General features: G+C 63.4%; 18 protein-coding genes. 12 read left to right on the top strand and 6 right to left on the bottom strand.

The window, feature by feature from the left end; all coding sequences use genetic code 11:
- Nucleotides 1–75: 75 nt before the first annotated feature.
- Nucleotides 76–2,037, bottom strand: coding sequence for a pilus assembly protein (locus NMG80_RS29985; RefSeq protein WP_254021466.1), 1,962 nt, complete (start codon nt 2,035–2,037; stop codon nt 76–78).
- A gap of 387 nt (nt 2,038–2,424) precedes the next feature.
- On the opposite strand from NMG80_RS29985, the gene NMG80_RS29980 reads away from it, so the two are divergent.
- Together NMG80_RS29980 and NMG80_RS29975 are read left to right on the top strand one after the other, a co-directional pair.
- Complete coding sequence (locus NMG80_RS29980) at nt 2,425–3,285, top strand: TIGR01459 family HAD-type hydrolase (RefSeq protein WP_254021465.1); 861 nt, start codon at nt 2,425–2,427, stop codon at nt 3,283–3,285.
- A gap of 26 nt (nt 3,286–3,311) precedes the next feature.
- A complete protein-coding gene (locus NMG80_RS29975; RefSeq protein WP_254021464.1) occupies nt 3,312–4,295 on the top strand; it encodes a bifunctional riboflavin kinase/FAD synthetase in 984 nt (327 codons plus the stop codon).
- A gap of 114 nt (nt 4,296–4,409) precedes the next feature.
- Here NMG80_RS29975 and NMG80_RS29970 read toward each other — a convergent pair whose 3' ends face one another.
- Nucleotides 4,410–4,964 carry an HdeD family acid-resistance protein gene (locus NMG80_RS29970; protein WP_254021463.1) on the bottom strand — a complete coding sequence of 185 codons (555 nt, stop codon included), beginning with the start codon at nt 4,962–4,964 and terminating at the stop codon, nt 4,410–4,412.
- A 336-nt stretch (nt 4,965–5,300) separates the two neighbouring features.
- Between NMG80_RS29970 and NMG80_RS29965 the strand changes: the two genes are divergently transcribed.
- The gene (locus NMG80_RS29965) at nt 5,301–6,206 is read left to right on the top strand and encodes an alpha/beta hydrolase (RefSeq protein ID WP_254021462.1); all 906 of its coding nucleotides are present in this window, start codon (nt 5,301–5,303) and stop codon (nt 6,204–6,206) included.
- A gap of 251 nt (nt 6,207–6,457) precedes the next feature.
- Nucleotides 6,458–7,270: a MipA/OmpV family protein gene (locus NMG80_RS29960; RefSeq protein ID WP_254021461.1), complete on the top strand. Its 813-nt coding sequence runs from the start codon at nt 6,458–6,460 to the stop codon at nt 7,268–7,270.
- 37 nt (nt 7,271–7,307) lie between these two features.
- Here the strand turns inward: NMG80_RS29960 and NMG80_RS38035 are convergent, their stop codons facing one another.
- The gene (locus tag NMG80_RS38035; protein WP_436798721.1) at nt 7,308–7,523 is read right to left on the bottom strand and encodes a hypothetical protein; all 216 of its coding nucleotides are present in this window, start codon (nt 7,521–7,523) and stop codon (nt 7,308–7,310) included.
- A 55-nt stretch (nt 7,524–7,578) separates the two neighbouring features.
- Between NMG80_RS38035 and ileS the strand changes: the two genes are divergently transcribed.
- Nucleotides 7,579–10,566 (top strand): isoleucine--tRNA ligase, encoded by a 2,988-nt coding sequence (ileS, locus tag NMG80_RS29955; RefSeq protein WP_254021460.1) that lies wholly within the window; start codon nt 7,579–7,581, stop codon nt 10,564–10,566.
- Between the two features lie 271 nt (nt 10,567–10,837).
- A complete protein-coding gene (locus NMG80_RS29950) occupies nt 10,838–11,515 on the top strand; it encodes a hypothetical protein (protein ID WP_254021459.1) in 678 nt (225 codons plus the stop codon).
- 132 nt (nt 11,516–11,647) lie between these two features.
- Here NMG80_RS29950 and NMG80_RS29945 read toward each other — a convergent pair whose 3' ends face one another.
- Nucleotides 11,648–12,100: a nucleoside deaminase gene (locus NMG80_RS29945; protein ID WP_254021458.1), complete on the bottom strand. Its 453-nt coding sequence runs from the start codon at nt 12,098–12,100 to the stop codon at nt 11,648–11,650.
- 279 nt (nt 12,101–12,379) lie between these two features.
- Between NMG80_RS29945 and NMG80_RS29940 the strand changes: the two genes are divergently transcribed.
- The 5 genes from NMG80_RS29940 to NMG80_RS29920 all read left to right on the top strand — a co-directional run bounded on the left by NMG80_RS29940 (nt 12,380) and on the right by NMG80_RS29920 (nt 19,174).
- Nucleotides 12,380–14,452, top strand: coding sequence for a pseudouridine synthase (locus NMG80_RS29940; RefSeq protein WP_254021457.1), 2,073 nt, complete (start codon nt 12,380–12,382; stop codon nt 14,450–14,452).
- Nucleotides 14,433–14,987 carry a 16S rRNA (guanine(966)-N(2))-methyltransferase RsmD gene (rsmD, locus tag NMG80_RS29935; protein ID WP_254021456.1) on the top strand — a complete coding sequence of 185 codons (555 nt, stop codon included), beginning with the start codon at nt 14,433–14,435 and terminating at the stop codon, nt 14,985–14,987. The genes NMG80_RS29940 and rsmD overlap by 20 nt, the downstream gene beginning before the upstream one ends.
- A gap of 297 nt (nt 14,988–15,284) precedes the next feature.
- Nucleotides 15,285–16,649, top strand: coding sequence for a M16 family metallopeptidase (locus NMG80_RS29930; protein ID WP_254021455.1), 1,365 nt, complete (start codon nt 15,285–15,287; stop codon nt 16,647–16,649).
- A 277-nt stretch (nt 16,650–16,926) separates the two neighbouring features.
- Nucleotides 16,927–18,252, top strand: a complete 1,326-nt coding sequence (locus tag NMG80_RS29925) for a M16 family metallopeptidase (RefSeq protein ID WP_254021454.1) — start codon at nt 16,927–16,929, stop codon at nt 18,250–18,252.
- A 37-nt stretch (nt 18,253–18,289) separates the two neighbouring features.
- Complete coding sequence (locus NMG80_RS29920) at nt 18,290–19,174, top strand: patatin-like phospholipase family protein (protein ID WP_254021453.1); 885 nt, start codon at nt 18,290–18,292, stop codon at nt 19,172–19,174.
- Between the two features lie 78 nt (nt 19,175–19,252).
- Here NMG80_RS29920 and NMG80_RS29915 read toward each other — a convergent pair whose 3' ends face one another.
- Together NMG80_RS29915 and NMG80_RS29910 are read right to left on the bottom strand one after the other, a co-directional pair.
- Nucleotides 19,253–20,116 carry an ADYC domain-containing protein gene (locus tag NMG80_RS29915; protein ID WP_254021452.1) on the bottom strand — a complete coding sequence of 288 codons (864 nt, stop codon included), beginning with the start codon at nt 20,114–20,116 and terminating at the stop codon, nt 19,253–19,255.
- A gap of 95 nt (nt 20,117–20,211) precedes the next feature.
- Nucleotides 20,212–20,682 (bottom strand): hypothetical protein, encoded by a 471-nt coding sequence (locus NMG80_RS29910; protein ID WP_254021451.1) that lies wholly within the window; start codon nt 20,680–20,682, stop codon nt 20,212–20,214.
- 401 nt (nt 20,683–21,083) lie between these two features.
- On the opposite strand from NMG80_RS29910, the gene NMG80_RS29905 reads away from it, so the two are divergent.
- Nucleotides 21,084–21,710 carry a cation efflux transmembrane domain-containing protein gene (locus tag NMG80_RS29905; RefSeq protein WP_254021450.1) on the top strand — a complete coding sequence of 209 codons (627 nt, stop codon included), beginning with the start codon at nt 21,084–21,086 and terminating at the stop codon, nt 21,708–21,710.
- Nucleotides 21,711–21,915: the final 205 nt, after the last annotated feature.

Here is a 21,915-nt window from a genome sequence, read left to right as displayed (position 1 = left end):
TTAGCGCCTATGGGGCGCTGTCCCCCGGGCGCTGTCCCGCCAGCCTCTCCCTTAAGTCACCAGTCCCCATCGCCTTCAGCCGACGATGCGCAGGTTCGACAATTCGTTGGCGATTTCCTTGAAATTGTCCGACAGCGTCGCCCCGGTCGCGTTCCAGAACAGCTTGGCCGGCTTGGTCGGATCGGTGGGATCCTTGCGGAAGCGCGAGTCCGAGGAGCAGGCCTTCAGCGCGTCGAGTGCTTTCTTGTCGCCGGCATCGGTGGTCGACAGGTCGAGCGCAACGGTCATGACGAGAATGTTCGAATTCTTCGCGTTGCCGCAAAGGGTCTGCATCTGCTCGTCCAGCGCGGCGGTGTAGTTGGCGCCGGTGTAGGTCGTCTTGCCGATGTCGGTGCTTGTGTTCATGAACAGGCGCGTCACGCTTCCAGACCCCGGATATGTCAGGCCGGTGTAACCGTAGGCGGCGTAGGTCGACCTGTTATTGGCATAGCCGCTGTCGCTGACGGCGCTGTATGTATTGGCGCCGTCGGTCAGCACGATGACCACTTTGTCGTTGCCCCTTTCGGCGTTCGGCCGGGCCTCGGTGAAAGGTTCGTTGCTCGACACCGTCCGCCAACCCCAGGCAAGGCCTTCCGGCACGTTGGTGTTGCCGTTCGGGGCCATGGCGTCGATGGCGTTCTCGATCTCCTCCTTCTGGGCAAGCTGGCTCACGTCTTTGAGCGGCGTGATCGGGTTGGTCGTGCAGGACGCATTCGGGCCATCGCCCGAGGCGGCCGACTTCGAGCCGTAAGGTTTGACCAGAAAATACTTGCGCATGTCCGACTGCCGCTCGGATGCGGTCGGATTTGCGGTGTAGGGCCAGTCGGCCCACCAATTGTTGCCGTAACCATAGGACAGATAGATCACGTCGTTAGCGCCGTCACGGTTGAAATCGAGCCAGAGGGTGCCAGCCTCGTCCGGTGCAAACATCGGCACGAACAGCGTGGCAGGTGTGGCGGTATCAGGCGTCGTGTCGTCGTTATTATACGGGTGCGGCCTCGCCTCCACGCAACCCTGCCAGCTCGCATAGCGGCTGGTGGTGTAGATGTATTCCGGGGTGGTCCAGTGGCCGCTGCTGCAGTTACCTTTTTTGTTATAGGTGTCGCAGATATACTGTTTCGTGTTAGGCACTTCTTCGCGGCCGGACTCGACGGTGATGTCGGCGTAGAGGCTGAAGCGGGTCAGTGGTTGATCCTTGGTTTCGCCCCAGCCGGTGCCGCGCTTGTACCAGACGCCGTTGAACTTCTCGGCGTATTTGTCCGGATCATTGGCGGCGGTCATCTTCGTCCAGTCGAAATCCTCGTGCTGGATCGGGGAGATGCCGTCCTGGTCCATCCAGCTGTCCTGGTCATGGGTGGGACCGACATTGACCGAAGCAGCGAACGGCACGAGGGAGAACTGAACCGGTTTGCTGACCTGCTTCATCTGCTGTGCCTGCAGCGCCAGCGTATCGACAAGCTGCTTTGCGGCAGTCTTCAGCAGGTCTATTCGCTTTGCGCCGGTGCCGGAACCGAGTTCGTTCATCGAGCCGGAATTGTCGAGCACAAGAGCGACTTCCAGCGTATTCTTGAGGCGAATTTCCGAGCACTCCGTGAAAGTTGTAGCACCGCTGGTGGTCCCGCCGCCCAGCAGCATGGCGGCGGCCGGCACAAAATAGGGGTAATACGTCAGGGCGCTGCAGAGCTTCAACGTGCCGCCGCCCGCAGTGCTGTTGGGCAGGGTGACGGTAAGCGACGTGTTGGCCGGATCGACGGGGCCGAGATTGGTTTCGAAGAAAGTCTTGGCGTAGGCCTTGGCGGCGTCGTCGGTTGCGCCGGAGACGACCTGCTGAGCGGTGGCGAGGCCGGCGGCGTCCAAAGCGTTCAACGTAGCGTGCTTCTGGCGCAGCAGTTCCGAGTAATCGACGCTGAGCGCCACTCCGCCCATCAGTGGCACCATCGTGATGACCGTCATCAGCGTATAGTTGCCACGCCGGTCCCTACCGAATTTTCGGATCATTGTCTTCAGCACCCCGCCAGAACCCCTAGTCGGCGAAAGATGCCATCAATCCTTAAATTTCAGATTGCTGAAAAACGTCTAACGTCGGCACACTTTTTCAAAGCTCGTTAACCACGCCGCCGATGCCCGCATTGCTGCGCGCGGCTGGACCGCCCGCCGAAGCCTTCAGAATGGGTGAAGGCTTGAATGGGTGAAGGCTTGAATGGGTGAAGGCTTGGCAAAGAGCGGCTTGCGCGCTTGCCTTCGTCATTGCCAAGGCGATCCTGAAAAGAGCAATCCTGAAAATTGTGAAAGCTGGTGACAGGGTCAAGAGCTTCGGTTAATGCGAACCTGCCGCGGCGGACCGTCGGCGGCGACGCTCGCAACCATCATGATATGGGAAACGATATGGCGGACTCGCCCGATATCATCGGCTCGCTTGTGGATTTGTCGGGAGCCTATTCTGCCATTCTTTGCGACGTCTGGGGCGTGGTCCACAATGGCGAACGGCATTTTCCGGCCGCGGCTCTGGCGCTGGCCACGGCGCGCGAGGCGAAAATACCTGTCGTGCTGATCACCAATTCGCCGCGGCGCAGCGTCGATGTGGTGGCGCAGATGGATGCGATCGGCGTTCCCTCGGCGGCCTATGACCGCGTCGTAACCTCCGGTGACGTGACCCGCGATCTGATCGCCGAGGGGCCGCGAAAGATCTTCCACATTGGCGCCGATCGCGATTTCACGCTCTATGACGGGCTTGATGTCGAGCTGGTCGAGGAGTTCGAGGCGTCCGGCGTGGTCTGCACCGGGCTGTTCGACGACGAGGTCGAGAAGCCGGAGGACTACTCCGATCTTCTGCGGCGGCTGCGCGCCAGGAACCTGCCCTTCATCTGCGCCAATCCAGATATCGTGGTCGAGCGCGGCGAGCGGATGATCTGGTGCGCCGGGGCCCTTGCCCGCGACTATGCCCAGCTCGGCGGGCGCACGCTGATCGCCGGAAAACCTTATGCCCCGGTCTATGACGTCGCGATGAAGGAGATCGCCGACCTGCTCGGCCGCCCGGTCGAGCGCTCGGACGTGCTGGCCATCGGCGACGGCATGATGACCGACATCAAGGGTGCTGCCGACAATGGCTTCGACGTGCTCTACGTGTCGGGCGGCATCCATGCCCGCGACTACGGCGATTCGCTACAACCCGATCCGGCCAGGCTGATCGCCTTTCTGGAAAGGCACGGCTACCGGCCGGTCGCGGTCATTCCGAGACTGCAGTAGGCTCGCTCGATGATGGAAGCCTAGAAATGACGGAAGCCTTCGAACGCGTTTCTGCAATCTCGCCGCTGTCGACCCATTTGCGGGGTGGCGTGGTGGCGATCGGCAATTTCGACGGCGTCCACCGCGGTCACCAGGCCGTGCTCGAACGCGCGCTGGCCGAGGCCGGCCGGCGCGGCGCGCCGGCGCTGGTGCTGACTTTCGAGCCGCATCCGAGAAAGGTGTTCCGGCCCGAGATTCCGCTGTTCGTGCTGACGCCGCCGCCGATGAAGGCACGGCTGCTGTCGCATCTGGGCTTTGCCGCACTCGTCGAGCAGCCGTTCACGCGCGACTTCGCCGCACTGTCGGCAGAAGCGTTCGTGACCGACGTGCTCGACAGGAATCTCGGCATCATTCACGCCGTGACCGGCTTCGACTTTCACTTCGGCAAGGACAGGCAAGGCGGCCCGGCCTATCTGATGGCGGCCGGCGAACGCCACGGCTTCGGCGTCACCCTGGTCGACGCCTTTCGCGACGAGGGTGCCGAGGTGGTGTCGTCGAGCCGAATCCGCGCGCTGCTGTGCGAAGGCGCGGTGGCCGAGGCCGCCGGCCTGCTCGGCTACCGCTTCACGGTCGAGAGCGAGGTGATCGGCGGCCAGCAGCTTGGCCGGACGCTCGGCTTCCCAACCGCCAATATGAGGCTTTCGCCGGAAGCCACTCTGAAGGAAGGGATTTACGCCGTCCGCTTCCGCCGCGCCGACGGCACGCTTCATGATGGTGTTGCCAGCTTCGGCCGCCGCCCGACTGTCGATGACAACGGCGCGCCGCTTCTGGAAACCTTCGTCTTCGACTTCTCCGGTGATCTCTACGGCGAGATATGCGCGGTGTCCTTTTTCGGTTTCCTGCGCGCCGAGGTGAAGTTCGACGGGCTCGACGCGCTGGTCGCGCAGATGAAACGCGACGAGGCCGAGGCGAGGGCGCTGCTTGCCGGCGTCAGCCCTCTTTCCGAACTCGACGCGGCCGTTGCTTTCTAAAGCATGATCCGGAAAAGTGGGAACCGGTTTTCGGACAAGATCATGCTAAAATAAGAAGCATGATCCGGAAAAGTGGGAACCGGTTTTCCGACAAGATCATGCTAAAACAAGGACCTATTTTTTCAGCGCCAGGCCGACTGCAATGAAGGCCCAGCCCTGGAAGATCAGGTCGACGGCGAGAAACAGCCCCAGCACCCATACGCTGTTGACTGGCCAGCCCATGGCGATGACCAGGCCGGCAAGCGCGCTGATGACGCCGGCCGCAACCAGCCAGCCCCAGCCTTTTTCCGGTCTGTGCCTGTACCCGACCCAGGCCCTGAGCACGCCTGATGCGAGAAGGGCGACCGCCAGCAGGAAGGTCAGCACCGCCGAGGCCAGCAACGGATTGTAGAAGGCGAAGAACCCGGCGACGGCATAGAGCAGACCGCTGAGCAGCCAGTAGAAGAACCGGCTCCAAGTCTTCACACCGAAGGCATGCATGATCTCGATGATTCCGGCCATCAGCATCAGCCAGCCGACGACATAGACCGAGGCGACTGTGGCGATGAACAGATTGCCGAAAGCGATGCCGCCGAGGATCAGCAGCAGAACGCCGAGCCCGACGAACCATCCCCATTTCGCCCGCGTCTGACCGATTGCATCTTTCAAGGCATCGCCGTGCAGTGTCATCGCCCTTCTCCCTCAAAGTTGCCTTTGCCGGCTTGGAGGGTAACGCTGATGCGCTTGCCCGTAAAGCGAGCAGGCTGCGAGCGCCACACTCCGAGCGATCCGCTTGCCAGCGTGGCTTTTTGACCGAAGCCGCCAGATATCAGATGGAATATTCGACCATGTGCGGTTGGCGGTGCTAAAGCATGACGAACCGGTTACGGGCGAGCTATCGTTCCGTGTATTCGCCATGGCGCAATTGTAACGAAAAATTCCCAGCGCTGGCATTGGCGCTTTATGGATGACGTGTGGCTGCTGCTGTCCGCCGTTTTTTACGTTTGAGGGGACTGGGGAAGCAAAATGAGCGATGTGGACGAACACCTCGACCTGACGGAGATCACTGCCGTCCGCAGGTTGTTGACGTCAAAGCCACGACCGATGGGCTGGGACGAACGCCGGGCACGGCTCGACGAGGTTGGTTCGGTGTGGCCGATTGCGGACGACATCAGATGCGAGGATGCGGTTTTCGACGGCCTCGAGGGTGAGTGGTCGCTAGCGCCCGGGAGTGACAGGGATAAGGTTCTGCTCTTTTTCCACGGTGGTGGCTACTGCTCCGGCTCTCTCAAAAGTCATCGTCGAATGGTGACTGAGGCAGGTCGAGCAATGGGAATGCGCACCCTCGCAATCGACTATCGACGCGCGCCGGAACATCCTTTCCCTGCGCAACATGAAGACGCACTCAACGCATGGCGCTTTCTGGACCGGCAAGGGATCGCGCCGGATCGCATCGCGGTTGGCGGAGACAGTGCGGGCGGCAATCTCACCCTGTGCCTGGTCAGTATATTGTGCGCGGCAGGGGAGCGGTTGCCGCGATGTCTTTGGCTGGTTTCGCCCTGGACGGACCTTTCGATGTCCGGCGCGACACTATCAACTAAGGACGCGATCGACCCTATCATCCACCGGGCCTATTTGGAGGAACTGGCGACCGCCTATGTCTCCCATGGCATTGGCCGGCGCGATCCCCTGGTCTCGCCATTGTTCGCCGATCTGAGCGGATTTCCCCCAATGCTGATACAAGTCGGTTCGGCTGAGACGCTGTTGTCGGACGCAACTCGGCTGGCGGAAGCCGCTGGCGTGGCTGACGTCAAAGCACGTCTCGAAATTTGGCCGCATATGATTCACGCCTGGCCGGTTTGGAATGCAGGATTGAGTGCCGGTCGCCGCACTCTTCACAGCGCGGGAACGTTTGTCCGCGAATATTTATAACTGTTGGGTGAGCAGCCAAGGCTGATACGCTATTGCCAAATTCCAACATCAGCCGAGACATTCCAGGCTGGAAAGCGGGATGGCAACTGCTGGCGCATTCCAGCCGTCTTGACCTAAGCATACAATTAACTACGGAACAGTACGACCAATGCCGCCGATGTTACGGATATTAAGTCAAATTTTACCGGACCGGCGCCATGGCTGGTGAAGGCTGGTTGTGTCGGCCAACGTGTTCGACGTATGGAGTAACGATGCGTTCTGTCCGAGCGATTCCGGTGGTTCTGGCCGCCTTCATACTTGGGGGCCCCGGTCTCGCCGAAGCCGGCGAGGGCGCCTTGGGCTGGCTGTCCGGCGACTGGTATCTGACAGTCGGCGCCACCGGCCTGGTCGCCCCCGATTTCGAAGGCAGCAAGAGCTATATACTCAGCGCCCAGCCGATCATCTCGCTCGGCAAGGCCGGTCGTGCGGCCCGCTTCACCTCGCGCAATGACAACATCTCGCTTGGGTTGATCGACGAAGGCGGCCTCCGCGCCGGCCTGACCGGAAAAATCCTGTTTTCGCGCGATGGCGACGACGCCGACGAGCTGAGAGGCCTCGACCCGGTGCGCTGGGGCGGCGAGGCCGGCGGCTTCTTCGAATTCTATCCTTTGGAATGGTTGCGCGCCCGCGGCGAATTGCGGCACGGCATTCGCGCCCATAGCGGCTTTGTCGCCGACATCGCCGCCGACGCTTTCTATGACGTGACACCGGACGTCAGGATTTCGGGCGGGCCGCGCGTTTCGTTCGCCTCATCGGACTATTTCGACGCCTATTACGGCGTCGACGCCGAGGAAGCCGTAGCGTCGGGCCTCAGCCAGTACCGACCGGGCGGTGGCGTGAAGTCGGCGGGCCTCGGCGGCGCGGTAACCTGGAAAGTGACCGAGCCGATGACGGCCAGCCTGTTCGGCGAGTATTCGCGCCTGATGGGCCCGGCGACCGATTCCAGCCTGGTCAAGGAGCGCGGCTCCAGAGATCAGTTCATGATCGGGGTATCGACGACCTATCGCTTCGATTTCTCGATGTGAGTGCTTTGGCCCGGCAATCGCGTATCGGCCGGATGCATTATGACGTCACTAGCTGCAATGAAGGCACCGAGAGTTCGGGCTTTTCAATATCGCCTGTCTCGGTTAAAAGCCCAGCCATGACGAGCGTTTCGCGCCCTCTCGCGATTGCGATACGAATTACAGGCCCGGTGTTCCGGGCGGCCTGAGCGCCGCCGGAGCGGCCGGGAATTTTGCGCGCGGCCTCTCGCGCTTTTTCCAGATCATGATAGTTCAACGTCCGGGCTTTTTTGCCGGGCAATGCATATGGCAGACCAATGACCGATACGCCGATGACCGAGACTGTTGAAACGATCGACTATTCCAAAACGCTTTATCTGCCGCAGACGGATTTTCCGATGCGCGCCGGCTTGCCCGAGAAGGAGCCGCTGCTGGTCAAGCGCTGGCAGGACATGGAGCTTTACCGCAAGCTGCGCGAAAACGCCGCCGGCCGCGAAAAATACGTGCTGCATGACGGCCCGCCCTACGCCAACGGCAACATCCATATCGGCCATGCGCTGAACAAGATCCTCAAGGACGTCATCACCCGCTCTTTCCAGATGCGCGGCTACGACTCCAACTACGTGCCCGGCTGGGATTGTCACGGTCTGCCGATCGAATGGAAGATCGAGGAGCAATACCGCGCCAAGGGCAAGAACAAGGACGAGGTGCCGGTCAACGAGTTCCGCAAGGAATGCCGCGAGTTCGCCGCGCACTGGATCAAGGTGCAGGGCAGCGAGTTCCAGAGGCTCGGCGTCGTCGGCGACTTCGACAATCCCTATACGACGATGGCGTTCCATGCCGAGGCGCGCATCGCCGGCGAGCTGTTGAAATTCGCCATGTCGGGCCAGCTCTATCGCGGCTCAAAGCCGGTGATGTGGAGCGTGGTCGAGCGCACCGCACTGGCCGAGGCCGAGGTCGAATACCAGGACCATGAGAGCGACACGATCTGGGCGAAGTTTCCGGTCGTCAGCCTTGCCCGGCAAGTCACCGACGTCATCGATGGACAACTCGCAAAGCTGGATCCGAAGCTTACGCAGACGTCACTGGACTTGCTGGAGGCCGATGTCGTCATCTGGACGACCACGCCATGGACCATCCCCGGCAACCGTGCTGTGAACTATTCGCCACGCATCAACTATGGCCTCTACGAGGTCACTGCGGCCGAGAATGCTTTCGGCCCGCAGCCTGGCGAAAGGCTGATCTTTGCCGACGCGCTGTCGGAAGAGGCTGCGACCAAAGCCAAGGTGACGATGGACCGCCTCCGTAGCATTTCGGCCGAAGAGCTTGGAAGCCTTACGCTTTCTCATCCCTTGAAAGATTTGAATGGGGGCTATGAATTCGACGTCCCAATGCTCGCCGGCGAGCATGTCACCGACGAAGCCGGCACCGGTTTCGTCCACACCGCGCCGGGCCATGGCCGCGAGGATTTTGACGCCTGGATGGATGCGGCTTCGGAACTTCGCCGGCGCGGCATCGACACCGCGATCCCGTTCACCGTCGACGATGCCGGCTTCTTCACCAAGGATGCGCCAGGCTTTGGCCCGGACCGCGAGGGCGGTGCGGCGCGCGTCATCGACGACAACGGCAAGAAGGGCAATGCCAACCAGGCGGTCATCGACGAGTTGATCAAACGCAACGCGCTGTTCGCGCGCGGGCGGCTGAAGCATTCCTATCCGCATTCGTGGCGGTCGAAGAAGCCGATCATCTTCCGCAACACACCGCAATGGTTCGTCTTTATGGACAAGGAGCTCGGCGACGGCACGACGCTGCGCAGCCGTGCCCTGAAGGCGATCGACGACACCCGTTTCGTGCCAGGGGCGGGCCAGAACCGCATCCGCGCCATGATCGAGGAGCGCCCCGATTGGGTGCTGTCGCGCCAGCGCGCCTGGGGCGTGCCGATCGCCGTCTTCGCCGATGCCGACGGCAACGTCCTGCGCGACGAGGCGGTCAACCAGCGCATCATGGACGCCTTCGAGAAGGAAGGCGCGGACGCCTGGTTTGCGGCCGGCGCCAAGGAGCGTTTCCTCGGCAACCACGATGCTTCGAAATGGCAGCAGGTGATGGACATCCTCGACGTCTGGTTCGATTCCGGCTCGAGCCATGTCTTCACCCTGGAGGATCGCCCGGACCTGAAATGGCCGGCCGACCTTTACCTCGAAGGCTCCGACCAGCATCGCGGCTGGTTCCACTCCTCGCTGCTCGAAAGCTGCGGCACCAGGGGCAGGGCGCCTTACGACACCGTCGTCACCCATGGTTTCACCATGGACGAGGAGGGGCGGAAAATGTCGAAGTCGCTCGGCAATACTGTCGTGCCGCAGGACGTCATCAAACAGTCGGGCGCCGATATCCTGCGGCTTTGGGTGGTGACCACCGACTACTGGGAAGACCAGCGGCTCGGCAAGAACGTGCTGCAGACCAACATCGACGCCTATCGCAAGCTGCGCAACACCATCCGCTGGATGCTGGGCACGCTTGCCCATGACGATGGCGAGGACGTGCCGCTGGACAAGATGCCGGAGCTGGAGCGGCTGATGCTGCACCGGCTTTCCGAGCTCGATGAAGTCGTGCGCGCCGGCTACGACGCCTTCGAGTTTAAGCGCATCACCCGCACGCTGCTCGACTTCATGGTGGTCGAGCTGTCGGCCTTCTATTTCGACGTCCGCAAGGACGCGCTCTACTGCGAGGCGCCGTCCAGCATAAAGCGCAAGGCGTCTGTGCAGGTGGTGCGCCATCTGTTCGACTGCCTGGTGAAATGGCTGGCGCCGATGCTGCCCTTCACCATGGAGGAGGCCTGGCTCGACCGTCATCCGGGTGCCGTCTCGGTGCATCTCGACCAGTTCCCGCAAATCCCGGCCGACTGGAAGAACGAGGCGCTGGCGGAAAAATGGCGCAAGGTGCGCCAGGTTCGCCGTGTGGTCACTGGCGCCCTGGAGATCGCGCGCGCCCAGAAGGTCATCGGCTCGTCGCTGGAAGCGGTGCCGGTCGTCACGCTCGATGATGCGGCGCTCGAAGCGGCGATATCAGATGTCGACATGGCCGAAATGGCGATCACCAGCGATCTGGTCATTGCGCATGGCAACGCGCCTTCTGGCGCCTTCACGCTGGACGACGTCAAAGGCGTCGCAGTGGTGGTCGAGAAGGCCGAGGACCGGGGCCTGCTCAAATGCGCGCGCTCGTGGCGCTACACGGCCGATGTCGGGCAGGACAAGGAATTCCCCGACGTTTCGGCGCGGGACGCGGCGGTGCTGCATGAATTGAAGGCGCTTGGTCGGCTTTAATGCATGTCGCCCAAAAGCATGCCCTCGGGCCTGACCCGAGGGTGTGTAGCGGTTTTGGGATAACGACATGCACGGCCAGAATCGGTGCACAAATGCCACGGCGGGCGGCTGATCGGCCTCGGCTCGTTGCCCTTAACGAGTGGTTGAGGTAAACACGCGAAACTCCGGACGACAAATTGTCGCCGGATTTCCGTCGGAAGAGCATAGGCGATGGGGACCGGACCTTTGGCCGGTGGCGATCGAGAGGCTGTCTAGAGTGGGACTTTTTGGCATGACCGAAAGAACTTGCGCGCGCGTTGCGCTGCTGGCGCCGCTTGTCGTATCCGGCTTGGCCCTGACCGGCTGCATGGGCTCGCCGACCTACGGAACCGACAAGACCGCCTCCGCCCAGCTTGCCGGCGATCTCACCAGCGCTTTTTCAGTCATGCCGAAGAACAAGGAAAAGATCGACTACAAGCCGCGGCCCGAACTGGTGAAGCCGGCGCCGGGCCAGAAGGAACTGCCGCCGCCGCAGGACAGCATCGCAACGGCAAGCGCCGATTGGCCGGAATCGCCGGAGCAACGCCGCGCCCGCCTGCGCGCCGAGGCCACGCTCAACCAGGACGATCCGTCCTACCAGGCGCAGATCGTCGATGACGTCCAGACGGATCCGGCGGCGATCAAGGCTGCGATGGCGCAGTCGGCTTCCAGTCATCCGCCGGCCTGGACTCCGGCGGATTCGGACAAGGAGCGCGCCGCCGAGGTCAAGCGCCGCCTCGCCGAACAAAAGCAGGGCGACCCGAACACCCGCAGATATCTGAGCGAGCCGCCGGTGCAATATCGCGCCGCTGCCGGCACCGCGCCGGTCGACGACCTCGGCGAGGACGAGTACAAGAAAGAACGCCGCCTCAAGAGGGAAGCGGCCGCCAAGAACAAGAGCGGCGGTATGTTCGATTGGCTGCCGTGGTAAGCTGCCGGCGCTAATGCATGTCGCGCAAAAGTGTGCAGCGGTTTTGCGACAACGACATGCATAAAACAGCATCCTAAAGCGCGTCGCATAAGGCCGGTCAAACGCGACGCGTTTTAGGGAAATCTGCCGACGCTACTGTTCGCGTCGCTCCCTGAAAAAATCCTTCAGAAGCAGCGCCGCGTCGCTCTCGGCCATGCCTGGATAGATGTCTGGCACGTGGTGGCAGGTCGGTGAGGCGAAGAAGCGCACGCCGTTGACCACAGCGCCGCCCTTCTCGTCGGCGGCGCCGAAATAAAGCCGGCGCAGCCTAGCGAAGGAAATGGCGCCGGCGCACATGGCGCAGGGCTCCAGCGTCACATAGAGATCGTGGCCGGTGAGCCGCTCGCTTGACAGCTTGCGGCAGGCCTCGCGGATCGCCAGCATCTCGGCATGGGCGGTAGGGTCGGCAAGCTCGCGGGTGCGGTTGCCGGCACTGGCAACGACCGTGTCGCCGCTGGCGATGACCGCGCCGACCGGCACTTCGCCGCGCAGGGCGGCGGCTTCGGCCTCGTTCAGCGCCAGCGCCATGAAATCCGGCCGCTTCAAGCGGTTTCCATCCCTATTATCTCCTCGCTACTCCGGCGTGATCCTGTTATCTAATGCATGTCGCGCAAAAGCGTGCAGCGGTTTTGCGATAACGACATGCATAAACAACAACCTAAAGCGCGTCGCCTGAGGCCGCTCAAACGCGACGCGCTTTAGCGCATGACCCCGCAAACCGGAATCGGTTTTCGGAAGGGATCATGCGCCAAATCAAAGTCCTGCAGCGTCCTTTGCGCGTCCGTACGGACGCGCGGCGCTGTAGTGCAAACGAGCAAAGGCCACATGGACGACAAAGACAAGAAATTCCCGCGCCAAAAGGGTCCGGGCAAGAATGGCCCGAAACCGTCGGGCCCGCGTGGTCGCGATGCCGCTGCCGGCAGGGGCGGCAAGCCATCCTTGGGCGCGGCAAAACCGTACGCGCCGCGCGGCAACCGCCCGATGGCGGCTGACGGCGAGCGGCCGAAGCGCGACTTCAAAAGCGGCGATCGGCCGTTCAGCAAGGGGCCGCGCCCAGAAGGCAAGCCTCATGAAAAGCGCGAAGGGCCGCGCAAACCCTATGCGCCGCGCGGCGACCGCCCTATGGCGGCTGACGGCGAGCGGCCGAAGCGCGACTTCAAGAGTGGCGACCGGCCGTTCAGCAAGGGGCCGCGTCCGGAAGGCAAGCCTTATGAAAAGCGCGAGGGGCCGCGCAAACCGTATGCGCCACGCGGCGACCGGCCGGTGGCGGCTGACGGCGAGCGGCCGAAGCGCGATTTCAAAAGTGGCGATCGGCCGCTTAGCAAAGGGCCAGAGAAGCGCGAAGGTCCGCGCAAACCTTACGCGCCGCGCGGCGACCGGCCCGCGGCTGCCGAAGGCGAGCGCAGCGAAAGGCGCTTCGATCGCCCCAAGCGCGACTTCGGCGATCGTCCCAAGCGCGATTTTGCCGGTGATCGGCCCCAAGGGGCGTCGGGCGGCTTCAAGCCGCGCCCGCGTCCCGCCGAAGCGACGGAAGAGGCTGGCGAGCGCATTGCCAAGCGGCTGGCCCGCGCCGGCCTTGCCTCGCGCCGCGATGCCGAGGAGCTGATCGCGGCCGGCCGCGTCAAGGTCAATGGAAGGGTGCTGTCCTCGCCCGCCTTCAATGTGATGCCCGGCGACATCATCCATCTCGACGGCATGGAGATCCCGCCGATCGAGCGCACCCGGCTGTTCCTGTTCCACAAGCCGGCCGGCGTCGTCACCACCAATCGTGATCCCGAGGGCCGCAAGACCGTCTTCGACGTGCTGCCGGCCGACCTGCCGCGGCTGATGACCATCGGCCGGCTCGACATCAACACCGAAGGCCTGCTGCTGCTCACCAATGATGGTGGGCTGGCGCGCGTGCTCGAACTGCCGGCGACCGGCTGGCTCAGGCGCTACCGCGTGCGCGTTCACGGCAAGGTCGAGGAAAGTGCGCTCGCCGGCTTGCGCGAAGGCATTGCCGTCGACGGCGTCTTCTACGGCGCCATCGAGGCGACGCTCGACCGCGAGCAAGGCACCAACGCCTGGCTGACGCTCGGCCTGCGCGAAGGCAAGAACCGCGAGGTCAGGAACATACTGGGCTCGCTTGGCCTCGACGTCACACGGCTGATCCGCATTTCCTACGGACCATTCCAGCTCGACGACCTTCCCGAGGGCCATGTGCTGGAGATCAAGGGCCGGGTGCTGCGCGACCAGCTCGGCGAACGCCTGGTTGAGGAGTCCGGCGCCAATTTCGACGCTGACATCACCAAGCCGTTTTCCAACAGGCCGGTGAGGCGCGAAGCGGTGCGGGAAGAGGAACCGGAGCGGCCGAAAGTCACCCGCGATGGCGAACGCCGCCCGATCGGCGAAGGCGGATTGATCAAGAACCGCAAACGCCGCGAAGGCAGCCGCGACGAGGCGCTGGGCAAGCTGTCGACAAGTCCTGGCAGAAGCTTCGGGCCGGAAAAGAGCTTTGGTGAGCGCGGCCCTAAATCTGAGCGTAGCGGGCCCGGCGGCTTTGCCGATCGCGGCCCCAAATCTGAACGTAGCGGGCTTGGCTTTGGCGGCAAACCGGGCGGCGGGAAAAAATCCGAACGCGAGCAACGCCCGATCGAGCCGCCGGGCCAGCGCAAGGCCAATGTCTGGATGGCGCCGGGCGCGCGGCCGATCGGCAAGGGCAGGGCGGACGCCGATGCCGCTAAGGCGGCCGAAGCCAAGGAACGCAAGGCATCGTTCAAGCCGTCTTACGGCAAGCCCGGAGGCGCAAAGCCGTTCGGCAAGCCGCGTGGTGCCGAGGGTGACGGTGCTAAAGGCGGCGACCGGCCGCGCAGTGGTCCCAAGGGATCAAGGGGAGGCAATGCGGATCGTCGGCGGTAAGTTTCGCGGGCGTCCGCTGGCGACGCCCCGCTCAAGCGCCATCCGCCCGACCACCGACCGCACCCGCGAGGCTGTGTTCAACGTGCTGGCGCATCGCTTCCCCGATAGGCTTGTCGGCGCGCGGGTGCTCGACCTGTTCGCCGGCACCGGCGCGCTCGGCCTCGAGGCGCTGTCACGCGGCGCATCTTATGGCGTCTTCATCGAAGAATCGGCGGAAGGGCGCGGCCTGATCCGCACCAATGTCGAGGCCTTCGGCCTCACCGGGCGTACCAAGATATTCCGTCGCGACGCTACGGCTCTGGGCGAGGCGGGCACGATGGCCGCATTCGGCCTGGTGCTCGCCGATCCGCCCTACGGCAAGGGCCTGGGCGAGCGTGCCTTGCGCTCGGCCAAGGCCGGCGGCTGGCTCGCCCCCGGCGCGCTCTGCGTCATCGAGGAGGCGGCGGCGGCGCCGTTCGAGGCAGGGCCGGGCTTTTCGGTTGTCGATGAACGCAGCTATGGCGAGACGGTTATCCGCTTTATCGAGGTTGGATGAAGCCTCCGCGATTGGCGCTTCCTCGCCCCCAATTCTTCATTGGGGGAGAGGTGGCCGCGAAGCGGCCGGAGAGGGGGCGGTTCTGCCAGACTGTAGCCTCGACGATTTTTCGAAACGTTCCTGCAAGTCTCCCTTTTCGCTTGCGAAAAAAGGCCCCTCTCCGTCTCGGCTGCGCCGAGCCACCTCTCCCCGCTTCGCGGGGCGAGGAACAGAGCGCCTTCAAAATGACGAACAAATCAATTTGCCTGTGGCAACACCCCCGCCTATCGTCCCACCCCATGAGAACCGGAGTCGTTGATGACATCTCAGGCTGACTGGCTGCGCGGAACCCTATTTGCGCTGGCGCTCGTGATGACCGGCCCGGTTGTGGCCGACAACAAGCCGGACGACGGGAAGGTGACGAATTTCCTGCTCGACAACGGCATGGAGGTCGTTGTCATCCCCGATCGCCGCGCGCCGATCGTCACTCATATGGTGTGGTACAAGATCGGCAGCGCGGATGAGCCGCCGGGCAAGTCCGGCATCGCCCATTTCTTCGAGCATCTGATGTTCAAGGCGACGACCAACCATGCGGCCGGCGCGTTCGACCGCGCCGTCTCCGCCATCGGCGGTTCGAACAACGCTTTCACCTCATATGACTACACCGCCTTTTACGAGACGGTGGTGCCGCAGGCGCTCGAGCAGATGATGGATTTCGAGGCCGATCGCATGCGCAACCTCATCCTCAACGACGACGTCATTGCCACCGAGCGCGACGTCATCCTCGAGGAACGCCGCTCGCGCATCGACAGCAATCCGCAGGCAGTGCTCGGCGAGGAGGTCGACGCCACGCTCTGGCAGAACCAGCCCTATCGCATTCCGGTGATCGGCTGGATGCAGGAGATGGAGAAGCTGAACCGCGCCGACGCCAAGGCTTTCTACGACAAATATTATACGCCCAACAACGCCGTGCTGGTGGTGGCCGGCGATGTCGAGCCGCAGGTGGTCAAGGCGCTGGCCGAAAAGACCTATGGCAAGGTCGCGCGTGGTCCAGACCTGCCGCCGCGCATCCGTCCGGTCGAACCCGAACAGAACACCAGGCGCACGGTGACGCTCACTGACGCGCGTGTCAGCGTGCCGAATTTCTCGACGCAATGGGTGGTTCCCTCCTATCACACTGCGAAGCCGGGCGAAGCGGAAGCGCTGGACCTGCTGGCGGAGATCCTCGGCGGCGGCAGCCGCAGCCGGCTGTACCAGCAGCTTGTCGTCAAGCAAGGCATTGCCGCCGAGGCCGGCGCCCTTTTCCAGGGCACCATGCTCGATGCCACCAACTTCACCGTCTATGGCGCGCCGCGCGGCGACGCCAAGCTGGCCGATGTTCAGGCGGCGATCGAGGCCGAGGTCGCCCGCATCGCCAGCGAGGGCGTCACATCAGGCGAACTGGAGAAGGCCAAGGATCGTTTCGTCCGCTCGATGATCTTCGCCCGCGACAAGCAGGATTCGATGGCCAACATCTACGGCGCGACCCTCGCCACCGGCGGCAACGTCAGGGATGTCGAGGAGTGGCCGGGCCGTATCCGCAAGGTCACAGCCGACGAAGTCAGGCAGGTTGCGGCGCGCTATCTCAATCTCAACCATTCGACATCAGGCTATCTCTTGCCGCAGACACAGGCAGGGAATTGATTTGATGATGAGCTTGAACGTTGGCGCTGCCCCTCAGCTGCCTGCCGGCATCCTCTCCCCGTATAGTGACGGGGAGAGGGGCGCTCTCGTCGACGGTTTCGCCGATCGCCAAAGTCGCAAGAAAGGCGCCGACAGCGCGACCAGCCCCCTTCTCCCCGTCACTATACGGGGAGAAGTGCCCGGCAGGGCGATGAGGGGCGGCGCCGACTTCGGCAATCATCCGTCTCGAACCGAAGTTAGAACCAAAAATTTGCGTGAGGGGAGTTCTGCAAGGCGGATGGCCGCCCCTTTGGCCACTCTGCTCCTATCCCTCGTCTTCCTCGTCCTGCCGGCGCTTTCCGCTCGTGCGGCCATGAGCATCCAGGAGGTGACGTCGTCGAAGGGCATCACCGCCTGGCTGGTGGAGGACTACTCCGTGCCGCTCGTCGCCATCCGCTTCGCCTTCGACGGCGGCACGACGCAGGATCCCGCTGGAAAGGAAGGCCTTGCCAATCTGATGAGCGGCCTGTTCGACGAGGGCGCCGGCAATCTCGACAGCGAGGGCTTCCAGATCAAGCTCGACGACGTCGGCGCCGAGATGAGCTTCGAAGCGGCGCGCGACGGCATCTATGGCTCGATGCGCATGCTTGCCGAGCAGCGCGACGCGGCGTTCGACCTGTTGCGGCTGGCGGTCACAGAGCCGCGTTTCGACCAGGCGCCAATCGACCGCATTCGCGCGCAAGTGCTGTCCGGCATCATCGCCAACGAGCTTGACCCGGACACGCTCGCCCAGCGCAAATGGCTGGAGGCACTATACGGCACCCATCCCTATGCGAGGCCCGAGCAAGGCAGCAGGCAAAGCATCGCCACCATCACGCCGGACGATCTCATCGCCTTTCACAAGGCGAATTTTGCTCGTGATGGCCTGCATGTGGCGGTGGTCGGTGCCATCGATGCCGAGACGTTGAAGAAAAAGCTCGATATGGTATTCGGCGGCCTGCCGCAACATCAGGCGCTCAGCGCGGTCGCCGATGTCGATCCGAAACTCAACCAGCAGCTCGAGGTCAATTACGACCAGCCCCAGGCCTCGCTGCAACTCGCCTATCCCGGCGTCGAGCGGAGTGCGCCGGATTTCTTCGCCGCGGTGCTGATGAACGAGATCCTCGGCGGCAGCGCCTTCACCTCGCGGCTGTTCGATGAGGTGCGCGAAAAGCGCGGTCTGGCCTACAGCGTCAGTTCCGACCTGGTCGACCACCAGCACGCCAACGCCCTGGCCATCACCACGGCGACCCGCGCGGACCGGGCGGCGGAGACCTTGGCTGTCGTGCGCGAGGTGGTGAAACGCATGGCGCAGGAGGGGCCGACCGAAGCGGAACTGGCGGCGACCAAGAAATACCTGATCGGCGCCTATGCCATCAACAACCTGAACTCCTCCGCCGCCATCGCCGCGACGCTGCTCGAATTGCAGCTCGACAAGCTCGGCATCGACTACATGCAGCGCCGGACCGCCCTCATCAACGCGGTGACGCTGGATCAGGTCAAGGCGGCGGCGAGAAAACTGCTCTCCGCCGAGCCGGCCATCATGGTCGTCGGGCCGAAGCACGGCGAGGCCAAGGAGGAATGAGCCCAAATGGGGGGCAGGGCCAAATGAGGGGCGAGGGATGAGCCCGAGCTTCGGCATCGCCTTCGGCGGCGGCGGGGCGCGCGGGCTGGCGCATATCCATGTTATCGAGGCGCTGGACGAGCTGGGTATAAGGCCGATCGCCATATCAGGCTCATCGATCGGGGCCATCATGGGCGCCGGCATGGCTTCCGGCATGGCAGGCAGCGACATTCACGACTATATGCGCTCGATCCTCAGCCGTCGCGCCGAGGTGGCGGCGCGCATGTGGCGGGCGCGGCCAGGCACCTTTGCCGAGGCGCTGCAGGGCGGGCTGCGTGTCACCCAGTTCAATGTCGAGCGCATCCTCAAGGCATTCATGCCCGACGCCATACCCGAAAGCTTCGCCGAGCTGAAAATACCGCTGAAGGTGACGGCCACGGATTTCTTCGGCCATAAGCTCGCCGTGCTGAGCGACGGCGACCTGCATTCAGCGCTTGCCGCCTCGGCGGCTATTCCCGCGGTATTCCGCCCGGTGATGCGCGACGGCAGGCTGCTGATCGACGGCGGCATCTACAATCCGGTGCCGTTCGATCTGATCGAGGACGACGCCGACATCATCATCGCCGTCGACGTCGTTGGCGCGCCGACCAAAGGCGGGCGCAAATACCCGACCTCCGTCGACCTGATGTTCGGCGCCACGCAATTGATGATGCAGTCGATCATCGCCGCCAAGCTGAGGCAATGCCAGCCGGACATACTGGTCAGGCCGGCGGTGTCGAAATACCGCGTGCTCGATTTCATGAAGATCGATGCCTTGATGGCCGAAACGGCTGATATCAAAGACGAGCTGAAGCGGGAGATCGCGAAGGCGGTGGAGACGCGGGCCAAGGTCGACACGAGCAAGCGCGGCAAGCAGGTGGGTGGCGTGGCGCGGAAAGTCTGACGCCTGGCGGCTTCAGCGCAAGCGTTTGAACTGGAACATCCGCACTCCGATAAGCCCAGCAGACCTTCCGCGGCATGACTATTCCGTCGCGGCCTGAACCGTTCGCCGGTCGATCGAACGGTTGAGGATCAGCGCCCCGGCACGGCTTTCGCACGCTGTTCGCGGCTGTTGCCTCACGCCCGGGCAGATCGCCGCCAGTCCCTCCATAGTCAGCACGTCGGGTATTCTGGTGTGGCTGACGCAAAGCGCCCCGCCGGCACCCCATGCCGCTTCGAACGACATATCAGGCGCGGCCTCGTCCTGTTGAATGCCCTTGCGATCGTAGATGACGATCGGCGTCCCGTTGCGGGTGTGGCCGACGCCATCGCCGCAATAATCGGCGCGGATCATGCGGGTGCACGCCTGATGATGATCCCACAGCGGTGTGCCGTCCGGAGACGTCTCCCAGGGCCGATATCCGAAGCGCACGCATTTCGCCTGGGCGCCGCCGGTGCAGGTGATGCTGAACGCCGTGTCGGACGGCAAATGGCGACCGTCCTGCGTCCAGGTGCCGGCGAGCGGAAAGCCCATGCGGCGGCCCTCGATGTCCGGTTCGCAGATGTTGCGCCATGCGCCGCTAGACGGGTCGCGGCTCGACATGGCGTAGAGCATGACCCCGCCATCCGGATTCTTCGGGTCGGTCTCGACGGCGTCGATGCGCAGCGGCATCCGGTCTTGTCCGTCAGCAATCGTCAGAACGGCGCCGACGAGATCCTCTTGAGGGACAATGCGGCCATCTTCCGTCGTCACCTCGAACCTTGTGCCGACCACGGAGATCGAGGTGATCGCTTGCCCTGTCCCCGCCTCTGCAAGAGGCACCCCTGCCATGCTGGAAATGGCTGCGCCGACGGCGATCCATGCACGGCGGCCGATATGGGCGAGGCGGTTTCTGTAGGCTGACATTGTTGGCTCCTGACGGCAGGTTTTGCTGATGAAATGCGGCCAACGAGAACGGACAGCACAACGCCATCCGTTCCATTGACGACGGACGCCGAATATCAACGCCTCGGCGAAGGGGCGGGCCGGTCATGGTTGGTCCCGGCGCCGCTGCCGGTGCCGTGCTGGCCAGACGGAAGGCCGTTGCTTTTCTTACCAGCGGTCGATGCCCGGACATTGTTCTTCTGGACAGCCGGCAACCCGCGGATGTTAGGGTCGATAACGGAGCGGAAGTTCGGGTCAACAACGGAGCGGACGTTCGGGTCGATAATGGACCTGCCGGCCGGAGCGAGACTTTTCGCCAGAACGATGCCGTCGGCATGCACGCCGTTGAGGGCTAAAAGGCCGAGGCCGTTCGTAAAGATGGCGTTGCTGGTCAGCGAGTTGCTGGTCACCGCATTGGTGGTTATCGCATTGTATGTCAGGCCGTTCAGCGATTTGCCGTTCGAGCCTTCCGGACCCGCAGCGCTAGCCGGTGCGACGAGGCAGGCCATTGCCGAGGCGGCGGCCATGTAAGTCTTGAAGCGATTCATCTCATTTCCCTTTTCGTTTTCAGCGGAGCCGTCCCCATCGGGTTCGCTCCATGGGGCGGCTTTTCGCTCCCGGCCGTTTCGGACGAATGCCGAATTCAGCAGTTTGTGTTTCAATTGTTGCGGCCTGGCCGGTCACGCACTCGGCAAGCGAATGTCAGCCTTGTCGTGATGCAGACAGGTACGACGGCCCGCGTCCGCATCCCCTCGAATAACCAATCGCGGCGTGCGCCGGCGCGGCGACACAAAGGAAACCTTCAGCCGCCAAATCGGCAAATCCTCGCAACATCGCTACGTCATCGGTGACGTCAGAAACGAGGAGATTTCTGGCGATGCAACCTTTGCGAAAAACCGATGACCCATCGAGAGGCGAGGCAACGGCCGCCCAAACGGCGCGCCTGGCGGTGCTGGCGGGCACCCCAGGCCTGCTGCTGACGGCATACGCAGCGGCGACGTCCACGTCGCTGACCATCCGCGCCGACCTCGCGCTGACGCTGATGGATATGCTGGTGCTGGTCACCGTCGCGATCGTGGCTGGCGGCCGCAGGAACGGGGGCACCGGCCGCAAGCGCCAGGCAGCTCGGGCTGAGACGCTAGCCAACGCGTTCGCTGCGCTGGGCATGTGCCTTTCAATGGCTGTCGTCGCCAGCATCGCGGTCCAGCGGATCGCGGCCGGCGGCGTCGAACCGCACGGCCCCGGCGTCGTTCTCGCCATGAGCCTGAACCTGGCCTACGCGGCGATCAACTTCTGGATCCTGCGCCGATGGAAGGCCCGCAACATGGCTGCCGCTTCCGCGCTGGCCCGCGCGCAAATCTGCCTGTTCTCGGACAAGCTCTCGTCGAACCTGCTCATCGCCGCATCGCTCGCAACAGCCATGATCTGGCAAGGCACGATGATGGCCCGCTTCATCGATCCGGTTGCCGGGCTGCTGATTGCGACGATGACTGCGCGCTGGACCATTCCTGTCGTGCGGGACACTGTCCGAAGCCTGCGAAGGGAATTTCGCCGGGCGCGCAAGCCGATCGCGTAGGGCGAGGCAATGAACGGCTCTGATCCGTCCTGGCTGAGGCCATAGCCTCTTCCGTCTGTTGAGATTCAGGTCGAGCCAAGGAGGGGGGCGCAACCAGTCGCCGGATTCGATCGCTGCACTCCTCGGCCATTGTACGGCATGGATCCTTGGGTCTTCGCTCCGCTTCGCGTCGCTGCGCCCAAGGATGAGTGCGTCAGGAAGTTCA

The sequence above is a fragment of the Mesorhizobium escarrei genome (genome assembly GCF_935825525.1).
Taxonomy (GTDB): domain Bacteria; phylum Pseudomonadota; class Alphaproteobacteria; order Rhizobiales; family Rhizobiaceae; genus Mesorhizobium; species Mesorhizobium escarrei.
The sequence above is the reverse complement of the archived record's forward strand: the minus strand, read 5'-3'. Positions and strand labels throughout refer to the sequence as shown.